The organism is Pseudobacter ginsenosidimutans, assembly GCF_007970185.1.
GTDB classification, from domain to species: domain Bacteria; phylum Bacteroidota; class Bacteroidia; order Chitinophagales; family Chitinophagaceae; genus Pseudobacter; species Pseudobacter ginsenosidimutans.
This window is the reverse complement of the sequence record NZ_CP042431.1, coordinates 960,879-983,262: the sequence shown is the minus strand read 5'-3', so window position 1 is coordinate 983,262 and position 22,384 is coordinate 960,879. Positions and strand designations below refer to the sequence as shown.

Sequence of the window (22,384 nt, the reverse complement as noted above, 5' to 3'; positions counted from 1 at the left end):
CTGGTACAGCTATTTCATCGGATTCTAATGAATGATCAGTTCACTTTTCAGAACGATGTTTTCATAAGGAGGAAGGCCCTGTTTGGCATTGGGATCGAGAAGCTTGAACAGCAGTTCGGTGGCCCTGGCGCCCTGCTCGTAGGGGAACTGTTCCACGGAAGCAACAGGAGGCGTTTCCAGGTAATGCATGAAGGGGATATTGGCATAGCTTACAAAGCTGATATCCTTGTTGATGGCCAGTTTACGCTGGCGGGCATGGTGGATCACATCCAGCGCTACATAGTCATTGAAGAGGATCACGGCGGTGGGACGTTTTTTCAGCGCGAGCAATTTGTCCAGTGCGCCCGTATTGCCATCAGTGGAGAGGTCTGTGCTCACAACCAGTGCATCATCGGCCTTTATGGAATTTTTGGCGAGTGCATCATAGTAGCCGTTCAATCTTTCATTCTTGATATTGAGGGTGGAAGGGCCCTGGATGTACGCGATACGCTTATGTCCTTTTTTGACGAGGAAATCCACCGCTTCTACTGAACTGTGATAAAGATTGCAACTGACGGAATGCACATCCGGTACATCAGGCACCCTGTCGAAGAATACGACCGGAATATCATAATTCTTGAGTTGTTCAAAGTGATCGATGCGGGTGGTATTCTTGGAAATGGAGGCGAGGATCCCATCTACCCGGTGCTTCTTCATGGACTCCACGATATTTTTTTCACGCTCCAGGTCATCATGGCTCTGGCTGGTGAGAACGATATAATTGTTGTCCAGCGCAGTTTTTTCGATACCATTGATAGCCGATGAAAAAAATTCTTCGCGCAGGTTGGGAAGGATCACACCAATAGTGAAGGTTTTGCGTTGTTTAAAGAAGATAGCCGTTTGATTGGGCTCATAATTCAATTCCGCAGCCAGCTTTTTCACGGCAAGTTTGGTACGGAGACCGATGCTATGATGATCATGCAATGCCCTGGAGACAGTTGAGATCGATATGTTCAGGCGTTTCGCAATTTCCTTGATGGTGGGGAGCTTCTTTTCCATTGGCAGTGCTGGTTGTATTCATTGAAGGTAGAAAAAATTGTGAAGCAGCATAACTCCTTCAAAAAATGTCTGCTAATAATCAGGATAATTTGCGATATTAGTTGAACATCGATTGAATGCTTGCTGATCCGATAATTTATAACTGTGTTTATAATTTACCAATCAATATGCAACAAGCTCCACGCATGATGAAGTGGTTGTTCACCGCAACCATGCTTACTACCAGTAGTATATTCATGCAACCCCTGGCCCAAACGGCCAAAACCAAAACTGACCAACAGAAAATGCAATGGTGGCGCGATGCGCGTTTCGGCCTTTTTATCCATTGGGGACTTTATTCGGTCCCCGCAGGTGAATGGAACGGCAACACCAGTTACGGCGAATGGATCCGCAGCACTGCGCAGATCCCGCTCGCTACGTACGACAAATTTCTTTCACAATTCAACCCCACACAATTCAATGCAGACGACTGGGTACGCATGGCCAAAGATGCCGGCATGAAGTACCTTGTGATCACTACCAAACATCACGATGGCTTCGCACTCTGGCCTACCGCCACCACCGATTTCAATGTGATGAACACGCCTTTCAAAAAAGATCCGCTGAAAGAACTGGCCGATGCCTGTAATAAGTATGGACTGCAGCTCTGCTTCTATTATTCCATTATGGACTGGCATCATCCGGATTATCTCCCCCGCCGCGACTGGGAGTCTGACCGCTCCACAGAGGGAGCTGATTTCAGCAGGTACATCACTTACATGAAGGAACAACTGAAAGAACTCCTCACCAATTACGGAAAGATCGGTGTACTCTGGTTCGATGGTGAATGGGAAGATACCTGGACGCACGAACTGGGCAAAGACCTTTATAATTATGTAAAGAACCTGCAGCCGGACATTATCATCAACAACCGGGTAGACAAAGGTCGTGCCGGCATGGCAGGGCTCACCCGCACCGGCGATTTCGCAGGTGATTTCGGTACGCCCGAACAGGAAATTCCAGCCACCGGTTTCCCAGGCGTTGACTGGGAAAGCTGCATGACCATGAACAGCAACTGGAGCTACAACAGCCATGATCAGAATTGGAAATCTTCAGAAGACCTGATCCACAAGCTCATCGAAACTGCTTCCAAAGGAGGCAACTACCTGTTGAATGTAGGGCCTACGGCAGCAGGCGTTTTTCCGCAACCCAGCATCGAGCGGCTGCGCGATATTGGCAGCTGGATGAGCGTCAACAGCGCTTCCATCTATAAAACACAGGCCAGCCCATTCAAGGATCTGAACTACGGCTACTGCACCCAGCAGGCGATCCCCGGCGGAACGCGCTTGTACTTCCACGTTATCAACTGGCCCGCCGATGGAAAATTGTCCTTGCCCCCGATGGGAAATAGTATCGTAAAAGCATATACGCTGGCAGAAAAAACAAATCTGAAGACCAGCAGGCTGAATGCAACCAATATCATTCAGTTGCAGGGGATCCAGCAGCAACCATATGCAACAGTGATCACTGCCGAGATCAAAGGCAGGCCCATCGCATATACGGAACCGTTGATCGAAGCGCCGGCTTCCATTTTTATCGATCAGCTGCCTGTTGTTTTCAAAACAAATATTCCCGGAGCGATCGTGTACTACACCACCAATGGAAAAGATCCTGCCAATACATCGGCACAGGCAAGAAGCATGACGCTCCGCAAATCGGCAACCATCAAGGCGGCCTGCTTTCTCAACGGGAAACAGATCTCCAATGTGGCATCTGCCAGCTTTGAAAAAGTAACGCCCATTCCGGCTCAGGAAGTGAACCCGCCAAGTGGTGGATTACAGTTCGCTTCTTTCGAAGGAAAATGGGACAGGCTGCCGGATTTCAGCGCCTTGTCGCCCGCCGCAATGGGCACCCTGGCCAATTTCGATATCAGCATGAAACGCGGCAAGGAAGAATATGCATTCGTGTTCGATGGCTGGATCCGCATTCCGCTCGACGGCGTTTATACTTTCTATCTCAGTTCCGATGATGGTAGCCGCATGTACATCAATGATACCCTTACGGTAGACAATGATGGAATGCACGGAGAAATAGAAAATCAAAAGATATCCCACTGGCAAAAGGCTATCATAAGATCAAAGTTCAGTATTTCGAAAGATCAGGTACCGATAACCTGGAAGTGAGCTGGAAAGGACCGGGCATCCCAAAGATGCGCATTCCTGATGTGGTGCTCTATCGCGAAAACTGATCAGTATTCAATTGCTGCCTTAACCATCCTGTATGAAATTGATCCCGCTGCTGGCCGGTCTGTTCCTGGTAACTACCGTTCATGCACAAGTGAAGAGACAACATAATTTGAAATTCACTTCCCTTCCCAAACAATGGGATGAAGCACTGCCGATCGGTAATGGCTGGCTGGGAGCGCTCGTTTGGCAGCGGGACAACAATATAAGATTATCGCTGGACAGGGTTGACCTCTGGGACGACAGGCCCATGCCGGAGATCCATCGCATGACTTTCAAATGGGTGGAACAACAGGTATTGAAAGGCGAATATGATACTGTGCAGAAAGTTGGTGATCGCCCCTATGATCAAAACGCTGCACCCGGCAAGATCCCTGGCGCTGCGATGGAGTTTTCTATTCCTGCAGGCTACCAGGCCCGCTGGGCCGAGGCAGACCTGAGCAATGGCCTGGTCTGGATTGAATTCGATGATGAACTTCGCTTCCTGAGTTATATCCACGCCACTCAACGGGAAGGGTATTTCGCCTGGGAAAATGCGAAGCCGGAAATGCTGGACCAGTTGATCCCTTCGCTTATCCCACCACGTTACCAGCTGGGACCCACTGAGAAGCCTGGCAATGCATCCCTTGCCAGACTTGAGTATCCGAAGGGCTCCGTGAAAAAAGGGAAGAACAATATTCGCTACCATCAACCCACCTGGAATGGTCATTATTATGAAGTGCTGATACAATGGATAATCTCAAAAAAGAATCGCCTCATCGGTTCCTGGACCATCAGCATCGATCAACCTGCAGTGCTCACCAGGATCGACCCTGCACTCAAAGAACCTACAGGCTGGAACGCACATGAAAAATGGTGGAAGGACTACTGGAACCGCTCCTCGATATCCATTCCTGATTCATTGCTGGAAACCCAGTACTACCGCGAGATGTACAAGTTCGGTTCCGTTGCCCGCGCAAACACGCCTCCCATCTCTTTACAATCTGTCTGGACTGCAGATGATGGCAGGCTGCCACCCTGGAAAGGAGATTATCATCACGACCTCAACACGCAACTCAGCTACTGGCCCGGCTATACTTCCAATCACACTGATCTCACAGCGGGCTTCACCAACTGGCTCTGGAAAGTAAGGCCGGAAAACAAGCGCTGGACCAAACAATACTTCGGCACTGATGGATTGAATGTTCCCGGTGTTAGCACCATTAGTGGTAAGCCGATGGGAGGATGGATACAATATTCCATGAGCCCCACCACCGTTTGCTGGCTGGCGCAAAACTTTTACTGGCAATGGCAGTATACCAATGATACTGTTTTCCTGAAACAACGCGTATATCCATATATCCGCGATGCAGCAGTTTACCTGGAACAGATCACGAGAATGGAAAACGGCAAACGCAGACTGCCATTGAGCTCCAGCCCTGAGTACAACGACAATAAGATCACAGCCTGGTTTCATAACTGGACCAACTATGATCTCTCTGTTGCTCGTTATCTTTCGTATGTGGCGATGATGACCGCCAACGCTGCAGGCAATAAACCGGAAGAAAAAAGATGGACAAAACTCTTGCAGGAACTTCCGGAGCTATCTTCCAATGAAACAGGTCTGACGATGGCGCCTGACGTGAATATGGAACATTCGCACAGGCATATGAGTCCATATATCGGGATCTTTCCATTGAAGAATCTCTCAGAGCATCCCGGAGATAAGAGGATCGATCTTTCATTGAAACACCTGGAACTGCTTGGCACCCGCAAGTGGACAGGCTACGCCTTTGCCTGGATGGCGAACATGTACGCCAGCGCCAATAAAGGCGACAGTGCCGCTAAGCATCTCAGGATCTTTGCTTCCAATTTCGTTTCTCCCAATAGTTTCCATCTCAATGGCGATCAGAAAGGCGGAGAGTATTCCGATGATCAGGGACGGCCTTTCACCCTCGAAGGGAATTTCGCTTTTGCCCAGGGGATCCATGAAATGCTGATCCGTAGCAATACCGGTGTTATTGAAATATTTCCTGCTTTGCCTGCTGACTGGAAGGATGTATCTTTCCGTAAGCTTCGCACAGAAGGCGGATACCTGGTGAGCGCTGAAAAAGAGAACGGAGTGGAAACCGTTGTAGAAATCACAGCTACAAAGAATGGCCTTCTTTTACTTAAAAAGCCCCGACATTTTCATACCTGGATCGTAGAAGGCATAGACCATGATCAAGTAGGTCTGCAGAACAACATCTTTAGTATCCCTGTTAAAAAAGGACAAGTCATCCGGTTCAAAAACGGATTTGAATAAACCATATGCTGCGCATAATTCTTCTTTTGTTGCTGACCGTAACGGGCAGCCTTGGTAGCTATGCCCAATTGGTAGACATTGTAGGGCCTGCTCCCAATGCCAGGCAAATGGAATGGCATCAGATGGAATTCTATTTGTTCATGCATTTCGGTCCGAATACATTCACAGATGTTGAATGGGGCAAGGGTACGGAAGATCCGTCTGTATTCAATCCTACAGAATTGGATTGCCGGCAGTGGGCCAGGATCGCACGCGATGCAGGCGCCAAAGGCATCATCATTACAGCGAAGCACCACGACGGATTCTGTCTCTGGCCCAGCCGCTTCAGCGATCATACCGTGGCACAGAGCCCATGGAAAAATGGAAAAGGAAATGTGCTTCGCGAACTATCCGAAGCATGCAGCAGTTATGGTATCGGCTTCGGCGTTTATATCTCGCCGTGGGACCGTAACCATCCTGACTATGGCACGGATGAATACAATGATATTTATGTGAAGACGATGCGTGAACTGCTTCGTGGCTACGGGGATATTTTTGAATTATGGTGGGACGGCGCCAATGGCGAAGGGCCCAACGGGAAAAAACAGGAATACGATTTTCCAAGATTCGAGCGCACCGCGCGTCGCTTTGCCGACGAGGCGCTGATCTTTAGTGATATCGGCCCGGACATACGCTGGGTGGGCAATGAGAAAGGAATCGCCGGCAAGACCAACTGGAATTTGCTGGATACAGTTGGCTTTGAACGTGGCATTGGCGCACCTCCTGTGGATACGCTCAACACAGGGAATGTGAATGGCAAATCCTGGATACCTGCGGAATGCGATGTGAGTATCCGCCCGGGATGGTTCTATCATCCTAATGAAGATACTGCCGTGAAATCCGGCAGGGAATTGATGAAGATCTTTATGACTTCAGTTGGAAGAGGCTCCAATTTATTATTGAATGTGCCTCCGGACAGACGTGGATTGATCCATCCGAATGATTCTGCTGCGCTGATGGCATTCAAAGGACTGCGTGAATCCAGTTTCCGTGAAAACCTTGCCCGGCGTGCGCGTGTACATGTATCCAGTTCCCGCGCCGGATACCTGCCTTCATTGCTGGTGGATGGTTTCAGGTTCTCGCACTGGGCGCCTGATAAAACCATTACAACCTGTTCCATCGAGCTGGAAATGGACCAGGAGAAAGAATTCAATACGATCATGCTGCAGGAATATATCGAAGCCGGTCAGCGGATTGAGGCGTTCACGATAGAAGTTTTTAATGATGGAAATTATGTTCCGTTAACCAGCGGTACAACGGTTGGGTATAAGCGAATATTACAATTTCCCAGGCAGACGGCATCGAAGATTCGTATCTCTGTCACCAAAAGCAAAGCCAGTCCGGTGCTGGGAGAGATCCAGGTATTCAATTGCGAGGACTTTGGTAATGAGCAATAAAATAGCAGGGTTGTCAGTCGCTCCCCGGAGACGTGCTACCGGGCACATCCGAAGTAGATCTTTACCCCGTACTCAAATAAAAAAGCGGGACCATCACTGATCCCGCTCTGTATACTTTTCTATTAATCTATTTTCCTTTAAAATCAGCTTTCCTTTTTTCCAGAAATGCCGTCACGCCTTCTTTCATATCTTCAGTAGCAAAGCATTCCCCGAACTGTTGAACCTCATGATCATATCCAGCTTTGGAATGATCGAAATGATTAACACAGTCGATCACTTTGGCTAATGCAACCGGTGCTTTGGTGTTGATCAGTGTAAGTATTTCAGTAACGCGTGCGATGAGGTTTTCCTGGGGAACCACTTCATTCACCATACCGATGGTAAGCGCTTCCTGGGCGGAGATGGTCCTGCCACTCATGAGCAGTTCCATGGCGCGTCCTTTGCCGGCAACCTGCACCAGCCTTTGTGTACCGCCATAGCCAGGGATCAGGCCGAGGTTCACTTCAGGCTGACCGAATTTTGCATTCTCCGCTGCGATCATGAAATGACAGCTCAGCGCCAGTTCGCAACCGCCACCGAGTGCAAATCCATTTACAGCAGCAACGATGGGTTTTGGAGAACGCTCGATAGCAAAGAAAACATCATGACCTTTCTTCGCGATAGCCATTCCTTCATCCTTGCTCAGTCCCATGAATTCTGTGATGTCTGCACCTGCGATAAAGGCTTTCGGTCCGGCGCCGGTAATGATGGCGGAACGGATAGCCGGGTTTTTATAGATCTCGTCAACTGCCAGTTTCAGTTCTTCCATCACAGTTCTGTTGATGGCATTGAGCTTGTCCGGACGGTTGATGGTAATAGTGAATATTCCGTTTTCAAGTGAGGTAAGCAAGGTTTGATATGACATGATAATGATGTTTTTTATTGATCAGAATTCGCGATGCTCTTTCACCCAGGTGGTGATGTATTCAGCAATGTCTGAAGTGGTAGTTCCAGGTGCGAAGAGTTTTCCTACTCCCATGGTGTTGAGCTCCTGCATATCGTCTTCAGGAATGATGCCGCCTCCTGTGAGGAGAACATCATCCATTCCTTTTTCTTTCATCAGGTTGATCACTTTCGGGAAAACGGTCATGTGGGCACCAGATAGGATGCTGATGCCGATGGCATCAACGTCTTCCTGTAATGCAGCACTGACCACCATTTCAGGGGTTTGACGAAGTCCTGTGTAGATCACTTCCATACCGGCATCGCGGAGAGCGGTGGCAATCACTTTTGCTCCGCGGTCATGGCCATCGAGGCCCACTTTGGCAACTAACACTCTGATTGGGCGTGGCATACTTTTCTATTTTTCATATTAAGCAAGGTCCAGTTGCTGGAGGGCCAACTGAATGCGGTGAATCGTTTCCTGTTTTCCGATGATGGCGGCGATATCAAAAACACCGGGGCCGAATTTGCCACCGACCAGCATGATGCGTAAGGGCATCATCAGTTCGCCGGGTTTGATATTATGTTGCGTGGCGAGCTCTTTGAATGCAGCTTCCTGCTCTGCAGCCTGGAAATTGGAGGCTGCTTCCATTTGTGCGATGGCTGCGAGGAAGAATTCCTTTTTCGCTTCATTCCATTTCGGTTTCACTGCTTCCAGGTCCTGTGATGGTGTGGCGAAGAAGAACTTCGTTTGTTCATAGAAGTCAGTAAGAAGGGTGCAGCGGTCTTTCACCAGGTTGATCACAGTTGAAAGGAGGGCGTCATCGCTTACGGTAAGTCCATTATCTGCGAGTACTCTTTTAACATCAGGGAGAAGGCGGGCAGCATCGGAGCGTTTGATCCATTCGTGGTTGAACCATTTTGCTTTTTCAAAATCGAATTTGGCTCCGCCTTTGTGTACGCGATCGATGGAGAATTTGGCGATCAGTTCTTCGATGGTGAAGATCTCCTGGTCTGTACCATCATTCCAGCCGAGCATCGCCAGCATATTGATGAAGGCTTCTGGCATGAAACCCAGTTCCCTGAAGCCTTTGGTGAGCTCATTGGTTTTAGGGTCGGTCCAGTTCATGGCAAACACAGGGAATCCGAGGCGGTCGCCATCGCGTTTGCTGAGCTTGCCGTTTCCGTCGGGTTTAAGAATGAGCGGAAGGTGTGCCCATTTCGGCATCTCTTCTTCCCATCCTAAATATTTCCAGAGCAATACATGCACGGGAGAACTGGGCAGCCATTCTTCGCCGCGGAATGCGTGGGTGATCTTCATCAGATGATCGTCTACCACTACTGCAAGGTGATAGGTAGGCATGCCATCGGCTTTGAGCAATACCTTATCGTCTACAAGGCCGGTATTGAAAGTGACATCGCCACGGATCATATCGTGGAAAGTAATGGTCTCATTTTCCGGCATGCGGATGCGGATCACATAGGGCACTCCGTCTTCCAGTAATGTTTCAGTTTCTTCCAATGTGAGGGAGCAGCTATTGCGCATTTCCAGTCTCACCTTGTGATCATATTGCGGGGAAGGATTGGTATCTGTTTTGAATCGCTCGCGCATGCTTTCGAGTTCTTCAGGCCTGTCGAACGCATAGTAGGCATGACCGCTCTTTACGAGCTGTTCTGCATACTGGCGATACATGGCTTTTCTTTCACTCTGACGATAGGGAGCATATGGGCCGCCGCTGGCCGGGCCTTCATCGGGTGTGAGGCCGCACCACTGAAGGCAGTTGATGATGTATTCTTCTGCACCTGGCACAAACCGGGTTTGGTCCGTATCTTCGATCCGGAGTACAAATTCTCCGCCTGCATGGCGGGCAAAAAGATAGTTGTACAGAACCGTACGAACCCCTCCGAGGTGCAATCCTCCGGTGGGGCTGGGAGCAAACCTAACACGAACATTCTTTTTCATAGGCGACAAAGATAACGGTTCAGGTACTATTTTGATATTCCACATCGTTATTACTACAATGCGAAAAGGGCTGATCATATTGGTTTTGATTTGTTGCTTCGCCACATTGAGGGCGCAGCTTACCTATGAAACCCTGGAAGTGGACTACGACAGCGCCCATTCTTACAAAAATCTCAAAATAATTCCCGTCAGGCTGAAAAGCGGCGGGAGCAATGGCAGCCGGGAAGCGATCATCTCACTCAGCCAGGGAATTGCAGCCGGAACAGTGGTTATTTCCGAAAGAGGAACCGCCGCAACAGAGAACGTACACTGGCTGCGGATCAATAACAATTCAGGCGTTCCCGTTTTCATAGGCTCCGGTGAAGTGATCATGGGAGGAAGGCAGGACAGGATGATCACCAAAGACACTATACTGTTGCCTGCCCAAAAAGACCAGTATGTTCCGGTGATGTGTGTGGAAGAAGGCAGGTGGAGCAAGAAGGAAAAGAAATTCGTGTATAACAACTATGCCAATACCCAACTGAGGAAGGTGCTGGGTACTACCAGTAACCAGGTGTTGGTGTGGAAGGAGATAGACCGGCAATTGCAGGGAAATGGATTTCATTCTACTTCGCTGGCTTACCTGGCGCAGCGGCATGATAAAAAAATGCTGGTTCCGCAAAACGAGTACCAGCAATACTTTCACAATAAGTTCATGAAAGAGGATACAAGTGTGGTGGGCATGATCTGCATCAGTGGAAACAGGATCATCGGCTGCGATATCTTTGCCGGCAAAGGACTCTTTGATGCATCCCTCGATGCGCTGTTGCATGGCTATATTGAAGAAGCTATCCTGCATGGACAAACGCCATCGGTCACCGATGAAAAAGTTGTAAGTTATCTCGCTCCAAAACTCACCAGTGAAGAAGAACAGAAAGAACACCTGAAAAAGAATGGCAAGATCTATACCCACGAAAAAAGAGTGATCCATATCACCGGCTTTGGAGAATAACAGTCAGGCATATCCCGGCGAAATCAGGTACATTTGTTATATAGACTATCAAGTATGTACTACCTTGTAAAAACACCGTGGTGGCTGCGCAAACTCTACCCCCGCTGTACCTGGAAAATACCAGTGAAGAAACAGGACAAAGTACTCTATCTCACTTTTGATGATGGTCCCCATCCCGAAGCCACTCCTTATGTGCTGGACACACTGAAGCAATGGAACGCCATGGCCACTTTTTTCTGTATCGGGAAAAATGTGGTGAAGTATCCTGAATTGTACAAACGGATACTCGATGAAGGGCATCGCACCGGTAACCATACTTTCAATCACCTCAACGGTTGGAAAACGTCCGATACGAAATACATCGAAGACATACTTGAAACCGCCAGGTATGTAGATGCAGATCTTTTCCGTCCGCCTTATGGAAGGATCACACAGTTCCAGTCTAAAGTGCTGACCGGCACCGATACCTATAAGCAGGCCGGCAGAAAATTCAGAGTGATCATGTGGGATGTGCTAAGTGCGGATTTTGATAAGCGCATCACTGCCGATCGCTGTGCGTTCAATGTAACCGCAAAGGCAGAGCCTGGTTCCATTGTAGTATTCCACGACAGTGAGAAGGCATTTCCCCGAATGCGTGAAGCGCTCCCGAAAGTGTTGCACTATTTTTCAGAACAGGGTTTCCGTTTCGAAACAATCCCTGCCTCTAACGATGGCGAAACAGTTGTTAGTTAAAGTTTAATTTTTTTTTAATGGCCTGAAAATTTGTCGGATCAGCGTGAGATTTTGCTGATTGAGAAGGACTATAAATAAGTTGGGCCGGGGTAGAAACCCTGGCCCGTTTTTAATCCGTACCCTATGAAAACTGGATTAAAGGTATAAACTTTTTTGATTTAACCAAAGTAATTTAACGGGGTCGCAATTTTGCGCGGACCGTCATTTTCCGTCACATTGTCGGAAATCAATTTTTTAAAATTAAATGGCGAATTATTTTTTTATATGGAGTTTTATTATCTCATACATAATTCTTATATGTCTGCGGGTGACCGCTTCTGAGTTTTTCCCGTTTTCGATTTTTTTGTGAATTTTGACTTCTTATGAACATACAAATTACTGATACTCACACCCATTTATACGTGAACAGCTTTTTGTCCGACCTTCCGGCAGTGATGGAGCGTGCGGCTGCAGAGGGTGTGACTAAATTTTACCTACCCGCTATTGACAGTGAGAGCCTGGAACAGATGCTGAAAGTGGAAGCGGATTATCCCGGAAAATGTTTCGCCATGATGGGGCTTCATCCCTGTTCAGTGGAAGCTGATTATAAGAAGGAGCTCGCACTGGTGGAGGAATGGCTGGCCAAAAGGAAATTTGCCGCGGTAGGAGAGATCGGACTGGACTATTACTGGAGCGATAAATTTCTGAAGGAACAGGTTGAGGCTTTCCATCAACAGATCGAATGGGCATTGCAGTATGAACTTCCTATCGTGATCCATTGCAGGAATGCGATGGATGATACCATTCAGATTGTGCGGGAGCACCAGTTCGGTAAACTGCGTGGCATCTTCCATTGTTTTACAGGTTCAGCCGAACAGGCGCAGCAGATAGTGGATCTTGGATTTTACCTGGGCATCGGCGGTGTGCTTACTTATAAGAATGCTGGCCTGGCAGAAGCACTGGCGAATATCGATCTTGAACATATGGTGCTGGAAACGGATGCTCCTTATCTTACACCCGTTCCTTTCCGTGGCAAAAGGAATGAGCCCAGTTACCTGAAGTATGTAATTGATAAACTGGCGGAAGTGAAAAACACTGATCCGGAGACAGTGGCCAGGATCACTTCAAAAAATGCAGAAAAAATATTCGGGGGGTAATCAGGGAAACCTTATTTTTGCACCCCTTCCCGGAGAGGTGCAGGAGTGGTTGAACTGGCACGCCTGGAAAGTGTGTATAGGAGAAATCCTATCAAGGGTTCGAATCCCTTCCTCTCCGCTGAAATAAAGGAACGCCTTCAAGTCTTTGATTTGAAGGCGTTTTTGCGTTCGAAATATTTTGACAAGTTTGATTCGTTATAAATAAATGACTGATTATTAGTTAATTATAGACTTCGAAATGGTATAAACAATTAGTGAGACTGCCAACGGATGGATATTGCCGTTGGTGAGAATCAGAATTCTATCCGCCCGGAACGGATACCTGACTTTTTGAAGTTTAAATATTAAGAACGGAAGCAGGGATTTATCCGTCGAACCTGCACTACCGTTGATAGTAACACTAAGATGGGTATTTATTCGTCGCCCCTTGCTGATGCAAAACTGCCTGTTGCCTGCTGTCGTTTGTCTTTACAGACTTCCTGAGTCTGGCCAATTTTTCCAATGAGTATTAGGTTTCAATGTCGGTTTATATAAAGTTGTATCACCAGTTGCAATAACCTTAGCAATCAATTGCCAAGTTTCATAAGAACTTGGCCGGTTGTCCTGATATTGATTTTGATTGTACTTACTTGTTAATTTTTCTTGTTGCCTGAACATAGAAGCAAACGTTTCATAATTTAATGGATATTCTCCACCAGCAAGATTTTTGTTGAAGTCATAAGTTGACCGCAATTGTTCGTCACTCATTGTCGGCTGAACAATTTCAGTGAAGTCACGATGATACCATTCGTCTATTACCAATATTTTCTTGAGACTGTTTGGGATTGATTTATAAAGTTCCTCGTCAGTTGCTCTAAATAAGTTACGATGTTTTGTTATCAGTAATCTGCCAACTTCTTCTAGCGAAATTTCATCCGGTTCATATTCATTAAGTTCAATTCCAGCATTAAGATAATCTTGCTTTTTGTGTGAGAGTTCAATTTGTATACCTCTAATAGTCCAAAATTTTGCGTCGGGTTTTAGAACTTCGCCGTCAACTGTATCGTTGAAGTCATTCCATTCAATCGGGGAAACAGTGTAATAGTTTGTGTCTTGCCCGTTGTAATGTTCCAGGTTTGTAAGGCAATTTCCGAAAAAACATATGTCAAGCGTAATGCCACTACCTCGCGGGTTATAACCTAATCGTTCGGCTGCAATAGCCCAGCTGTCATTGTCACCTTTGAAAATATTAAGTCTGCTATCAATAAGGTAAGAATACACATGCCCTAACTCTACAAACTGGCAGTAGTAGCCTAATTTATAATCGTCAAGTTTTGCAAGAATTTGTCCTTCTGTAATCATAGTAGAATGTCGCTATACAATAACGGGAAACGTTAGTATTGCCGTATAATACGAATGTATTCTATTTTTAAAAAAAGATTTGTAATTCAAAGACTATCTATTGCGTTTTTTGTGTGCATATTGCGGAAATACACATTATTCTTAGCAGCTTTTACCCACATATAGTTCATTTAACGGATTGATCATCGTTAACCCAATATTCATTTATAAATTCATCCAATAGAAAGTTTAAAAAGGCTTTTTTGTTCGAACCCAATCCCGATCACCGACACATATGTCTTTTTCACCTTTCCTTTTGAAACTTCATCAAATACTTATTGTGAAAATCTGCAATCTCATTGAGTTCCTCCATAAACCGGTTCGAAAGTTGTAATCTACAGTCCGCTAAAGGGACAATTTATCAGATAGATAAATTGTCCCTTTTTTCGTTATTCTCATTAGGTTTTGCGAAACTAGCAATTAGGTGAAAAACGACGTTCATAGAACTTGTCCGAAATGCGTTCTTTTCCCAATCATAAACAATTCCTTCAGGAAATATCAGTTTTTGCAGGTCTTCTTTGGTCGTTATATCTCCTAAGTGCCTCACAGTAAAAATTTAGAACAAAGTTGAAGTTTTTGAGACTCTGAATGAAAATGGTGATCGCTGGCAGATTACATATGACAATAATTATTTTGCAGATGATTTATTGAAGAAGAGGTCAGATCGGGCTCCATTTACTGTGGTTGGAAATCTAACACCAGAGGGCTTGGCATATGTGCGGCAATGTCTTGATGGTAGGGTAGCAGTTATTTCTCCATTGAATCGTTAGCTTGTTAACGAGACAAAGCCTCGCGAACGGGCGTATCTTCCACATAAGTATTATCAAGTTCACCTGATGATTGCCCATCGTGCTTCAAAATAACCCTGCGTAGCCGCTCCTGGTGCTCATCGCCCCAAAGACCAATGGATTGAATCAAGGGGATGAGAGATTCACCGAAGTCTGTAAGACGGTATTCCACCTTTGGAGGCAATACCGGAAAGATCGTTTTAGTAACCAATTCATGATCTTCAAGTTCCTTCAGTTGCACATTCAGCACCCGTCTTGTTACATTCGGAATTTTCCGCTGAAGTTCACTTGGCCGCAAGTTGCCTATATGGATGAACCAAAGAATACGGATCTTCCATTTGCCATACAATACTTCACCAACAAGATCAAGTCCGCAATTGAGCGTCGGAGTAGTCTTTTTTATGTACATAAATACGAATATACGGCAAACCCAATAAGGGATCATTACGGATAAATTTATCCCTATTTGATTCGTAAGCCCGTAATTGTTTGCTATCCGCGTACTATCGAGATTTGTGCTACAAACAAAAAAAATGGAACAGCAATTCAATTACAGCAATGAATTATCCGGTAAAATAGCCTTAGTAACAGGAGGCACAAAGGGTGCGGGAAAAGCAATCGCAGAACGCTTAAAGGCCGCTGGTGCAACAGTAGTTATTACCGCGAGGAACAAATCCGAACAGCCAGATGCAGACCTTTATTTTATTCCTGCTGACCTGAGCAAAGGAGAGGATGCGCAAAAAGTAATTAGCGAAGTACTGTCAACTTATGGCAGGCTGGATATTCTGGTAAACAACCTTGGTGCTTCATCAACACCCGCCGGTGGTTTTTCAGCATTGAATGATGAGGATTGGATATCAACCCTACAAGCTAATTTACTTGCTCCTGTCAGGCTTGATAGGGGATTTTTACCGCAAATGATCGATCGGAAAAGTGGTGTTATTATTCACATCGCTTCCATCCAGGGCAAATTGCCGTTATACGATTCTACCTTGCCGTATGCTGCTTCAAAAGCCGGATTAATCAATTACAGTAAAAGCTTATCAAATGAAGTTACGCCAAAAGGTGTCCGCGTGCTGACTGTTTCGCCAGGCTGGATAAATACAACCGCATCGATAGCCTGGTTGGGCGAGATTGCAAGAAATGCAAATAGTACTGTAGAAGAAGCGCAGCAAAGTGTCATGGATGCATTGGGTGGAATACCTTACGGCAGACCCGCCGAACCGGAAGAAGTAGCCGAATTGGTTGGCTTTTTAGTTTCACCAAGAGCCAATTACTTAACAGGAACAAATTTCGTCATCGACGGCGGAACGGTACCGACTATTTAAAAACTTAATCTTACAATCATGGAATTACCACAATTAATAGCGCAATTTGTAGAGACGCAGAACACCTACGACAGCGAGGCTTACGTAACCTGCTTCACCGAAACGGCCACCGTTCATGACGAAGGAAAGACGTACACCGGCAAAGTAGAGATACGCCAATGGATCGAACATGCGAATGAGCAATATAAATCCTTCATGCAACCTCTTAAGTATGAGGAAACCGGATCAAACGGATTACTGACCGCTGAGGTGTCCGGTACATTCCCCGGAAGTCCCATAGTATTGCAATTTCATATGGTACTGAAGTACGATCTCATCGATTCTTTAAAAGTAACCGGATAAAATTGAGGGCCGCAAGGCAAGGCTGAATAGATCATTCCCCAAATGTCAGATCATGAATCAAGGTATGCCCAATACTATCGGTGATTTTATTTATTTGTGAATTCAGTAATTTTTAATAAGTCTTGGGCAAAAAGGTTCGAAAGTTGTCCCCTGCTCTCCGCAAAGCGGGTGAATCTACTGATTCGCCCGCTTTGCGGAGAGACCAATAATTAGCTTTCCCTGTATTCCAGTATATCTCCCGGCTGGCAGTCAAGCACCTTACAGATCGTTTCAAGCGTACTGAATCGCACAGCCTTTGCTTTGCCAGTTTTCAATATAGAAAGATTGGCCAGCGTTAAGCCTACTTTTTCTGAAAGCTCGTTCAAAGAAATCTTTCGTTTGGCCATCATTACATCCAGGTTCACAATTATAGGCATTGCTTAAATAGTTAAATCGTTTTCAGTCTGGATTTCTATTCCTCTTTTGAAAATATTCGCTATCACCAACAGCACAACTCCCATGAATAACCAGATACTGGCTCCTTCCAAATGTAAGCGCTCGAGGCCGGGCATTTGCACTCCCTCTTCTGTTAACCATTTTACATATTCACTACCTACAAATGAAAATAGTCCGCTGCCCAGAGAGAGATAAGCGATCCGCATCAGAAAACGCCAGGTATCTACGCTGAATGGTTGAGACATATTCAGCTTCTTGTTCATCATTATTTTTACGATCAGATAAAATTGATAAGCTTGCAGGCTGGTTGTAATGGCCATGATTAAGAGTAATGAAACAAAATGTACGCGACTATACCGGATAAGATCCGTTAATTGAAAATAGTCAGCGCCCGCTGCATTGATCGTTAATGAATAAATCCCATTGAAAATACAGCTACCTGCAACAACACACAGGCCAATAAAAATGATCCAGGAAAGTATATTCAATATAATAAATACCCTACGGGTACCAATTCTTGTCTTCATACATTTGGGTTTAATGAAGGATAAGCTAAAATAATAAATATTTATCGTAATTCAATAAATGTTTATTATTTTTTAATAATTCAAAGGGCTTGCTTGTTTGCCTGGCTCCTTATTTTCCAATGACTTTCTTTCGGTGGGACAGCCCCCAAAAATGAAGCTCATCCAATACCTTCTCCAGCGATAATCCATATGGCGCTATCGAATATTCAACAGTAGGCGGAAAAGTATCATAAACAGATCTCACCACAAGTTTATTTGCTTCCAGGCTCTTCAACTATTTTGATAAAGTCTTATCGGTAATTCCAGTCACTTCTTTTGCGATCTGCTTAAACCGTTTGGGACTTTCTGCCAATGAAAACAATAAGTATGAGATGATACAATACAAAACATCAGCAACCTTGAATATTATCCTTTGGGTAGTTCAAATACTTTTAGCAGTAATTTTTATATGGGCAGGTTTTATGAAAATATTTCTCACGGAAAATCTACCCTTCCTCTGGAAAAAGACAAATCCTGGTCTTTCATTGATTACAGGTGTAGTTGATTTATCGGCCGGTTTTGGGATCATATTGCCAGGCTTGCTTCGCATTAAACCTCCACTGACAATCTATGCTGCTTACGGAACCATAGTGTTGATGGTTGCCGCCAGTATTTTTCATATTTCAAGAGGGGAAGCAAATGAGATCGGTTTCAATGTTGTAGTGATTGTTATGGCGGCATTTGTTGCGTGGGGCAGGCAATCAAAAGCGAGATTCACTCTTAAAAAAGGTTGAGAAACCGCCAAAGTGATTTTAGTTCTTATAGAAGCCCAATTTGCTTCATAATAGCGGCGTTATCTATAAGATTCCAGGTTTCTGCAATCAATCCTTCTTCATTGAAAAGATGCAGGTCCCAAAAAGAAGCAGTGATCTGTTTGTTGCTGGGGGCTACGCCCATCACTGTTTGCGAATGAATAGCAGTTGCTATGCTTCTTCCCATTACCCAATTGTCTTCGGCTACAACATGTTCAACATTAATTTTCAGATCGCCCCAGGTGTTATGCAGTTGTTCAAAAAAATGCTGTATCACTTGTCGTCCTTTTTCGGCTGGCATTGACTTTACAATATGATCAGTGGTGTAAAATCCAAGGCAAGCCGGAATATCCTTTTCATTAAATGCTTTTTTAGCAGCAAGGTAATTAGCCTTATTCCTTTCAGCTTTGTTGATATTGCTAGAGCTGTTCATAATTCTACTTTGAATTATTGTTCAATAGTATTTTCGTAAAGTCTTCTTCTTCTTTTGTGGGGTCCACCAGTTTGTAATTTCTTATTTCTTCGCCTCCCAGCAAATCGAGCATTGCTACTGTAGATTCATATGTGGTTTGTTTGGTGGGTTTCACCAAAACAAAGAAATCCTTTTCTGATTTTCTGGAAGACAGTAGTGATTGAAGCTGTTTGTATGTATATCTTTTTCCCTCTTTTAATTTCTTGTTATTGTATGCGTATAAATCGTTTTTTGGAAGCATCACAACCTTCAGTACGTTGGAGCCATAATTGGCTTTTTCAGATTCGCCTTTGGGTAGGAATAGCTTCACTTCGCTTTTTTGTGGTGCTGCAGTTGAAAGGAATCCAGGTGGTGTTCTGAAGAACTGTTGTTCCTTTATATCCAGGGTATCGGGTTGGCTGCTGGGAAAATTGTTTCTATGCAATATTGTATCCAAATATGCCCAGTTTTCATTTTGCTTATCACTGCTATTGCGCTTTACCCTGATCTGAACAGGTTTACGATTGTTGGCTGTAACCAGGATGCTATCAATGAACTTTGGATTGGTCAGGCTTCCATAACGTAAATCATTCATTGCGGTGCTGTTCCCATAATAGCACGCAATTGAATCGTTGCCTAAAAGAACAAAATTCAGAATTGGGGAATCCTTTTTTTGCATGTTACAGGCCGATATTAATATAGAAAAAAGTAAAACGGGAAACTTGTTCATGGTGAATGTATGTAATTGGCATTACAAGATATATAACCTCCATTACTTTCCCAATGGGAGCTGGCACAGTTTTTTTAACTACGCTATCGAAGTTGGGCTATTAATTTCCTATCCGGCCCGATATACGATTATGTGTTAAACTTAAAACTGATATTATGGAATCATGGAAACTGAAATTGAAAGGAACCTGGAACGAAGTGAAGGGTAAGGCAAAGCAACAATATGCCGATCTTACTGATAATGATTTGCTCTACGAAGAAGGAAAAGAAGATGAATTGCTGGGCCGCTTACAAAAGAAGACCGGTCAGACAAAGGAGCAGGTGATCCAATGGATTGAAGACCTGTAAACAACTATTGCCACCGGGTAATTGAGTAATCTTCGTTCATCATTTAAAAACATTCACATGAAAAAATACATTCTTTGCTTATCCCTCCTGCTTACTGCCGGACTGATCTTCGTAGGTTGCAGCAAGGACGATGACCCTGCTGATAACGACCTCTTTGTGGGAACCTACCGGGGAAGCGTAAGCTACACGAAAGAAGGAGAAAACAAATCAAGCGATAACGGAAGTGTAACTGTTGTAAAAACAGGCAGTGACTATAATTTTGTATTCTCCGATGGTATTCCTGATCTGACCGGCGTAAGATTCAGAAAGGACGGCGATAATGCCGTGATCTCAATTGAGGAAGGTGAAGCGAAAGCGATCCGTATCACAGCCAGCAGTCTGGTAATAGGATATGCAAAAGATGGTGCGGTTTGGACAGCGAATTGTACCAGGTAAAAATTGAATCCGATAATAAACGAAAGCCTTCATTTCTTCAGGATTTGAAGGCTTTTTTCAAAGAAATTTCGCCTTGCACTCAATATACACCGATGTCCCTTTCCAGAACTAGACTTGATATTCATCGCCCCATTCAGATAATTCACCCTGGACTCAATATTCCTGATACCCGCGGATCTCATCGGATCGATTTTATCCAGGTCAAAGCCCTTGCCATTGTCCTCCACTGTAATGGTAATTTGACCATCATTCTGTCCCATCATCTGTACCAATATCGAACTTGCATTCGAATGTTTTACGGCATTGTTCAATAGTTCCTGCACAATACGGTACAAAACGATCTCTACAGAACTGTCCATTCTTTCCTCCAGGCCATGCATTTCAAAATTGATGAGGAAGGATTGATTGTGCAACAAACCATCGCAGTAATCCTGCACAGCTTGTCGAAGGCCCAGTTTGATCAATGCTTCCGGCATCATGTTATGTGCTACTCTGCGCATTTCACCAATGGATTCGTCCAGCTTGTTCAAAGCCCTGTCGAAGGCTATTGCATTCTCTGCGCTCAAAATGAGGTTTCCTTTCATTGCTCCCAGTTGAAGTTTTACTCCACTCAATAATCCGCCAAGGCCGTCGTGCAGGTCTTTGGCAAGCCGGCTCCTTTTATCTTCCTGTAATTTCAACAGGTATTGAGTAGATGATAATTGTTTTTCTGTTTCCAGTTCATGTATTTGTTGCTGATGCAATTGTTGGCGGTTCTTATAATTCCGATACGTAAGTAAAAGGATGATCGCCAGCGCCACCGAGCTTCCAATAAGCAGGTAATTGAGGATATTCTTTTGTTTGATCTGACTATGCTGTAACTGGATCTGGTTTTCCTTTTTTTCAGTTTCATACCGCATTTCCCGTTCTGCAAATTCTTTCGTTTTTTCGCTTAGCAGCAAACTGTCGTTTACACTTTTATACTTTTCGAAATATTCATACGCCTCTTTGTAGTTGCCTGTTTGGAAAGAAAGCTGACGCATCACATCATAATAGCTTTGTTGTTCTAAAGGGTCGGAGGCATTTTCAAAGTAATCCCTGGATTTGGACAAATAACCAGTTGCCAGTTTGTATTCTTTTCTATCCATTGCTATTCTTCCCGGTTGCAGATTGGCGATTGCTATTGCTATTGCTGCCGGCACTTGTATGTTTGTTGCCAGTTGCAAACTTTTTTCCGCAAACAATTGTGCCGAATCTGTTATTCCCAATGCGAAATATTCCTGTGAAATGTTCTGATATGATTGCTGCAGGTAAATTTTTGCATTTTGCCCTTCCCGCATTTGCGGTAAAAACTGCAAGCGGGTGCGCAATGCTTTTTCGGGAAAACCATTTGCCCGATAATTATCGGCCTTGCTCTGCATATAGAATGCAAGTGCATCGGCTGCGGCAGGCGAATCATATTTTTTAGAGATCGCTATTGCCTTATCTATGTGCTCATCTGCTTTGGAAAGGTTTTTCAAACTATTGAATACAGAGCTCATATTACCATAGAGATCGGATTTTCTTCGATCGATCTGTCTTTCACTGATGCTTTTATCTTTCAGGATCTCGGGGTCTTCAAATACCTGTGCTGCTGCCTGGTAATAATGAATGCAACTATCGTACATGCCTTTCCAGTAATAAATATTTCCTATGTTGAATTGTGCTCCGGCTACCAGGTAAAGATTGCCATTCGATCGGGCTGATTGCAGGGATAGCCTGTAATACAGAAGGGCAGAGTCTTTCAGATCAAAGCTGCTATGCCATACGCCCAGTATCCGGTAACAATCTGTAATGGTATTCGTTTCTCCCACTTTCAAACTTTTAGCCAGCGCTTCATGCAATAACTGTTTGGACAAGCTGCTGTCGCTTTCTGTGATTGCCGATCCCAGTTTCCTTAACATGTTTATCTGGGCAGTATCCAGTGGCATTTTACGAATTTGAGCCATCCTGCTCAGCAGACTGTCGTTCCCTGTTTGTGTATACACGGGAGCCGGCATAAATCGGAGCAGGAATACACAGAGCGCAACAGGGAGCTTTATACAGTAAATTTATTTTTTCTGCAACATTGGGTTATCCCCTTTTCAGG

General features: G+C 44.9%; 23 protein-coding genes and 1 tRNA gene. 12 read left to right on the top strand and 12 right to left on the bottom strand.

The features are described 5' to 3' along the window. Positions 1-24: 24 nt before the first annotated feature. Positions 25-1,038 (bottom strand): LacI family DNA-binding transcriptional regulator, encoded by a 1,014-nt coding sequence (locus tag FSB84_RS03840; RefSeq protein ID WP_130542817.1) that lies wholly within the window; start codon positions 1,036-1,038, stop codon positions 25-27. 167 nt (positions 1,039-1,205) lie between these two features. Here FSB84_RS03840 and FSB84_RS03835 point away from each other — a divergent pair, with 167 nt between their 5' ends. The 3 genes from FSB84_RS03835 to FSB84_RS03820 all read left to right on the top strand — a co-directional run bounded on the left by FSB84_RS03835 (position 1,206) and on the right by FSB84_RS03820 (position 6,980). Beyond that, positions 1,206-3,200, top strand: coding sequence for an alpha-L-fucosidase (locus FSB84_RS03835; RefSeq protein ID WP_147122047.1), 1,995 nt, complete (start codon positions 1,206-1,208; stop codon positions 3,198-3,200). Between the two features lie 97 nt (positions 3,201-3,297). Then, the gene (locus FSB84_RS03825; RefSeq protein ID WP_130542819.1) at positions 3,298-5,544 is read left to right on the top strand and encodes a glycosyl hydrolase family 95 catalytic domain-containing protein; all 2,247 of its coding nucleotides are present in this window, start codon (positions 3,298-3,300) and stop codon (positions 5,542-5,544) included. Between the two features lie 5 nt (positions 5,545-5,549). Then, the gene (locus FSB84_RS03820) at positions 5,550-6,980 is read left to right on the top strand and encodes an alpha-L-fucosidase (RefSeq protein ID WP_130542820.1); all 1,431 of its coding nucleotides are present in this window, start codon (positions 5,550-5,552) and stop codon (positions 6,978-6,980) included. Between the two features lie 127 nt (positions 6,981-7,107). Here the strand turns inward: FSB84_RS03820 and FSB84_RS03815 are convergent, their stop codons facing one another. From FSB84_RS03815 to gltX, 3 genes are read right to left on the bottom strand one after another with little or no spacing between them, the layout of a single operon-like run. Then, complete coding sequence (locus FSB84_RS03815) at positions 7,108-7,884, bottom strand: enoyl-CoA hydratase/isomerase family protein (RefSeq protein ID WP_130542821.1); 777 nt, start codon at positions 7,882-7,884, stop codon at positions 7,108-7,110. Positions 7,885-7,905: 21 nt separating this feature from the next. Further along, complete coding sequence (locus FSB84_RS03810) at positions 7,906-8,313, bottom strand: cobalamin B12-binding domain-containing protein (RefSeq protein WP_130542822.1); 408 nt, start codon at positions 8,311-8,313, stop codon at positions 7,906-7,908. Between the two features lie 18 nt (positions 8,314-8,331). Then, the gene (gene gltX / locus FSB84_RS03805; RefSeq protein ID WP_130542823.1) at positions 8,332-9,864 is read right to left on the bottom strand and encodes a glutamate--tRNA ligase; all 1,533 of its coding nucleotides are present in this window, start codon (positions 9,862-9,864) and stop codon (positions 8,332-8,334) included. A 58-nt stretch (positions 9,865-9,922) separates the two neighbouring features. Here gltX and FSB84_RS03800 point away from each other — a divergent pair, with 58 nt between their 5' ends. The 4 genes from FSB84_RS03800 (at position 9,923) to FSB84_RS03785 (ending at position 12,841) form a co-directional block, all read left to right on the top strand. Next, on the top strand, positions 9,923-10,855 hold the full coding sequence (locus FSB84_RS03800; protein ID WP_130542824.1) for an ARPP-1 family domain-containing protein: 933 nt from the start codon (positions 9,923-9,925) through the stop codon (positions 10,853-10,855). Between the two features lie 54 nt (positions 10,856-10,909). Next, positions 10,910-11,587 carry a polysaccharide deacetylase family protein gene (locus FSB84_RS03795; RefSeq protein ID WP_130542825.1) on the top strand — a complete coding sequence of 226 codons (678 nt, stop codon included), beginning with the start codon at positions 10,910-10,912 and terminating at the stop codon, positions 11,585-11,587. Between the two features lie 362 nt (positions 11,588-11,949). Next, positions 11,950-12,723, top strand: coding sequence for a TatD family hydrolase (locus tag FSB84_RS03790; RefSeq protein ID WP_130542826.1), 774 nt, complete (start codon positions 11,950-11,952; stop codon positions 12,721-12,723). 31 nt (positions 12,724-12,754) lie between these two features. After that, positions 12,755-12,841, top strand: a tRNA-Ser gene (locus tag FSB84_RS03785). 350 nt (positions 12,842-13,191) lie between these two features. Here the strand turns inward: FSB84_RS03785 and FSB84_RS03780 are convergent. Together FSB84_RS03780 and FSB84_RS03775 are read right to left on the bottom strand one after the other, a co-directional pair. After that, positions 13,192-14,064 (bottom strand): DUF7003 family protein, encoded by an 873-nt coding sequence (locus tag FSB84_RS03780; protein WP_130542827.1) that lies wholly within the window; start codon positions 14,062-14,064, stop codon positions 13,192-13,194. A gap of 813 nt (positions 14,065-14,877) precedes the next feature. Continuing rightward, complete coding sequence (locus FSB84_RS03775) at positions 14,878-15,300, bottom strand: winged helix-turn-helix transcriptional regulator (RefSeq protein WP_130542828.1); 423 nt, start codon at positions 15,298-15,300, stop codon at positions 14,878-14,880. Positions 15,301-15,424: 124 nt separating this feature from the next. On the opposite strand from FSB84_RS03775, the gene FSB84_RS03770 reads away from it, so the two are divergent. Continuing rightward, positions 15,425-16,219 (top strand): SDR family oxidoreductase, encoded by a 795-nt coding sequence (locus FSB84_RS03770; protein WP_130542829.1) that lies wholly within the window; start codon positions 15,425-15,427, stop codon positions 16,217-16,219. An 18-nt stretch (positions 16,220-16,237) separates the two neighbouring features. Further along, the gene (locus FSB84_RS03765; RefSeq protein WP_130542830.1) at positions 16,238-16,561 is read left to right on the top strand and encodes a nuclear transport factor 2 family protein; all 324 of its coding nucleotides are present in this window, start codon (positions 16,238-16,240) and stop codon (positions 16,559-16,561) included. Between the two features lie 209 nt (positions 16,562-16,770). On the opposite strand, the gene FSB84_RS03760 is transcribed toward FSB84_RS03765, so the two are convergent. The 3 genes from FSB84_RS03760 to FSB84_RS30915 form a co-directional block, all read right to left on the bottom strand. Continuing rightward, positions 16,771-16,977, bottom strand: coding sequence for a helix-turn-helix domain-containing protein (locus FSB84_RS03760; RefSeq protein ID WP_130542831.1), 207 nt, complete (start codon positions 16,975-16,977; stop codon positions 16,771-16,773). 3 nt (positions 16,978-16,980) lie between these two features. Beyond that, positions 16,981-17,523, bottom strand: a complete 543-nt coding sequence (locus FSB84_RS03755) for a DUF2975 domain-containing protein (RefSeq protein WP_130542832.1) — start codon at positions 17,521-17,523, stop codon at positions 16,981-16,983. Positions 17,524-17,632: 109 nt separating this feature from the next. Next, the gene (locus FSB84_RS30915; protein ID WP_225979971.1) at positions 17,633-17,797 is read right to left on the bottom strand and encodes a winged helix-turn-helix transcriptional regulator; all 165 of its coding nucleotides are present in this window, start codon (positions 17,795-17,797) and stop codon (positions 17,633-17,635) included. A gap of 97 nt (positions 17,798-17,894) precedes the next feature. On the opposite strand from FSB84_RS30915, the gene FSB84_RS03745 reads away from it, so the two are divergent. Beyond that, entirely contained in the window at positions 17,895-18,296 is a 402-nt protein-coding gene (locus FSB84_RS03745; RefSeq protein ID WP_130542833.1) for a DoxX family protein, read from the top strand. Positions 18,297-18,321: 25 nt separating this feature from the next. Here FSB84_RS03745 and FSB84_RS03740 read toward each other — a convergent pair whose 3' ends face one another. Beyond that, on the bottom strand, positions 18,322-18,747 hold the full coding sequence (locus FSB84_RS03740) for an ester cyclase (protein ID WP_130542834.1): 426 nt from the start codon (positions 18,745-18,747) through the stop codon (positions 18,322-18,324). Positions 18,748-18,751: 4 nt separating this feature from the next. Next, positions 18,752-19,360: a hypothetical protein gene (locus tag FSB84_RS03735; RefSeq protein WP_130542835.1), complete on the bottom strand. Its 609-nt coding sequence runs from the start codon at positions 19,358-19,360 to the stop codon at positions 18,752-18,754. A 290-nt stretch (positions 19,361-19,650) separates the two neighbouring features. Between FSB84_RS03735 and FSB84_RS03730 the strand changes: the two genes are divergently transcribed. Both FSB84_RS03730 and FSB84_RS03725 read left to right on the top strand, forming a co-directional pair. After that, complete coding sequence (locus FSB84_RS03730) at positions 19,651-19,842, top strand: CsbD family protein (RefSeq protein ID WP_130542836.1); 192 nt, start codon at positions 19,651-19,653, stop codon at positions 19,840-19,842. A gap of 57 nt (positions 19,843-19,899) precedes the next feature. Then, entirely contained in the window at positions 19,900-20,277 is a 378-nt protein-coding gene (locus tag FSB84_RS03725) for a hypothetical protein (RefSeq protein ID WP_130542837.1), read from the top strand. Between the two features lie 29 nt (positions 20,278-20,306). Here FSB84_RS03725 and FSB84_RS03720 read toward each other — a convergent pair whose 3' ends face one another. Further along, positions 20,307-22,226: a tetratricopeptide repeat-containing sensor histidine kinase gene (locus FSB84_RS03720; RefSeq protein WP_158643768.1), complete on the bottom strand. Its 1,920-nt coding sequence runs from the start codon at positions 22,224-22,226 to the stop codon at positions 20,307-20,309. Between the last annotated feature and the right edge of the window lie 158 nt (positions 22,227-22,384).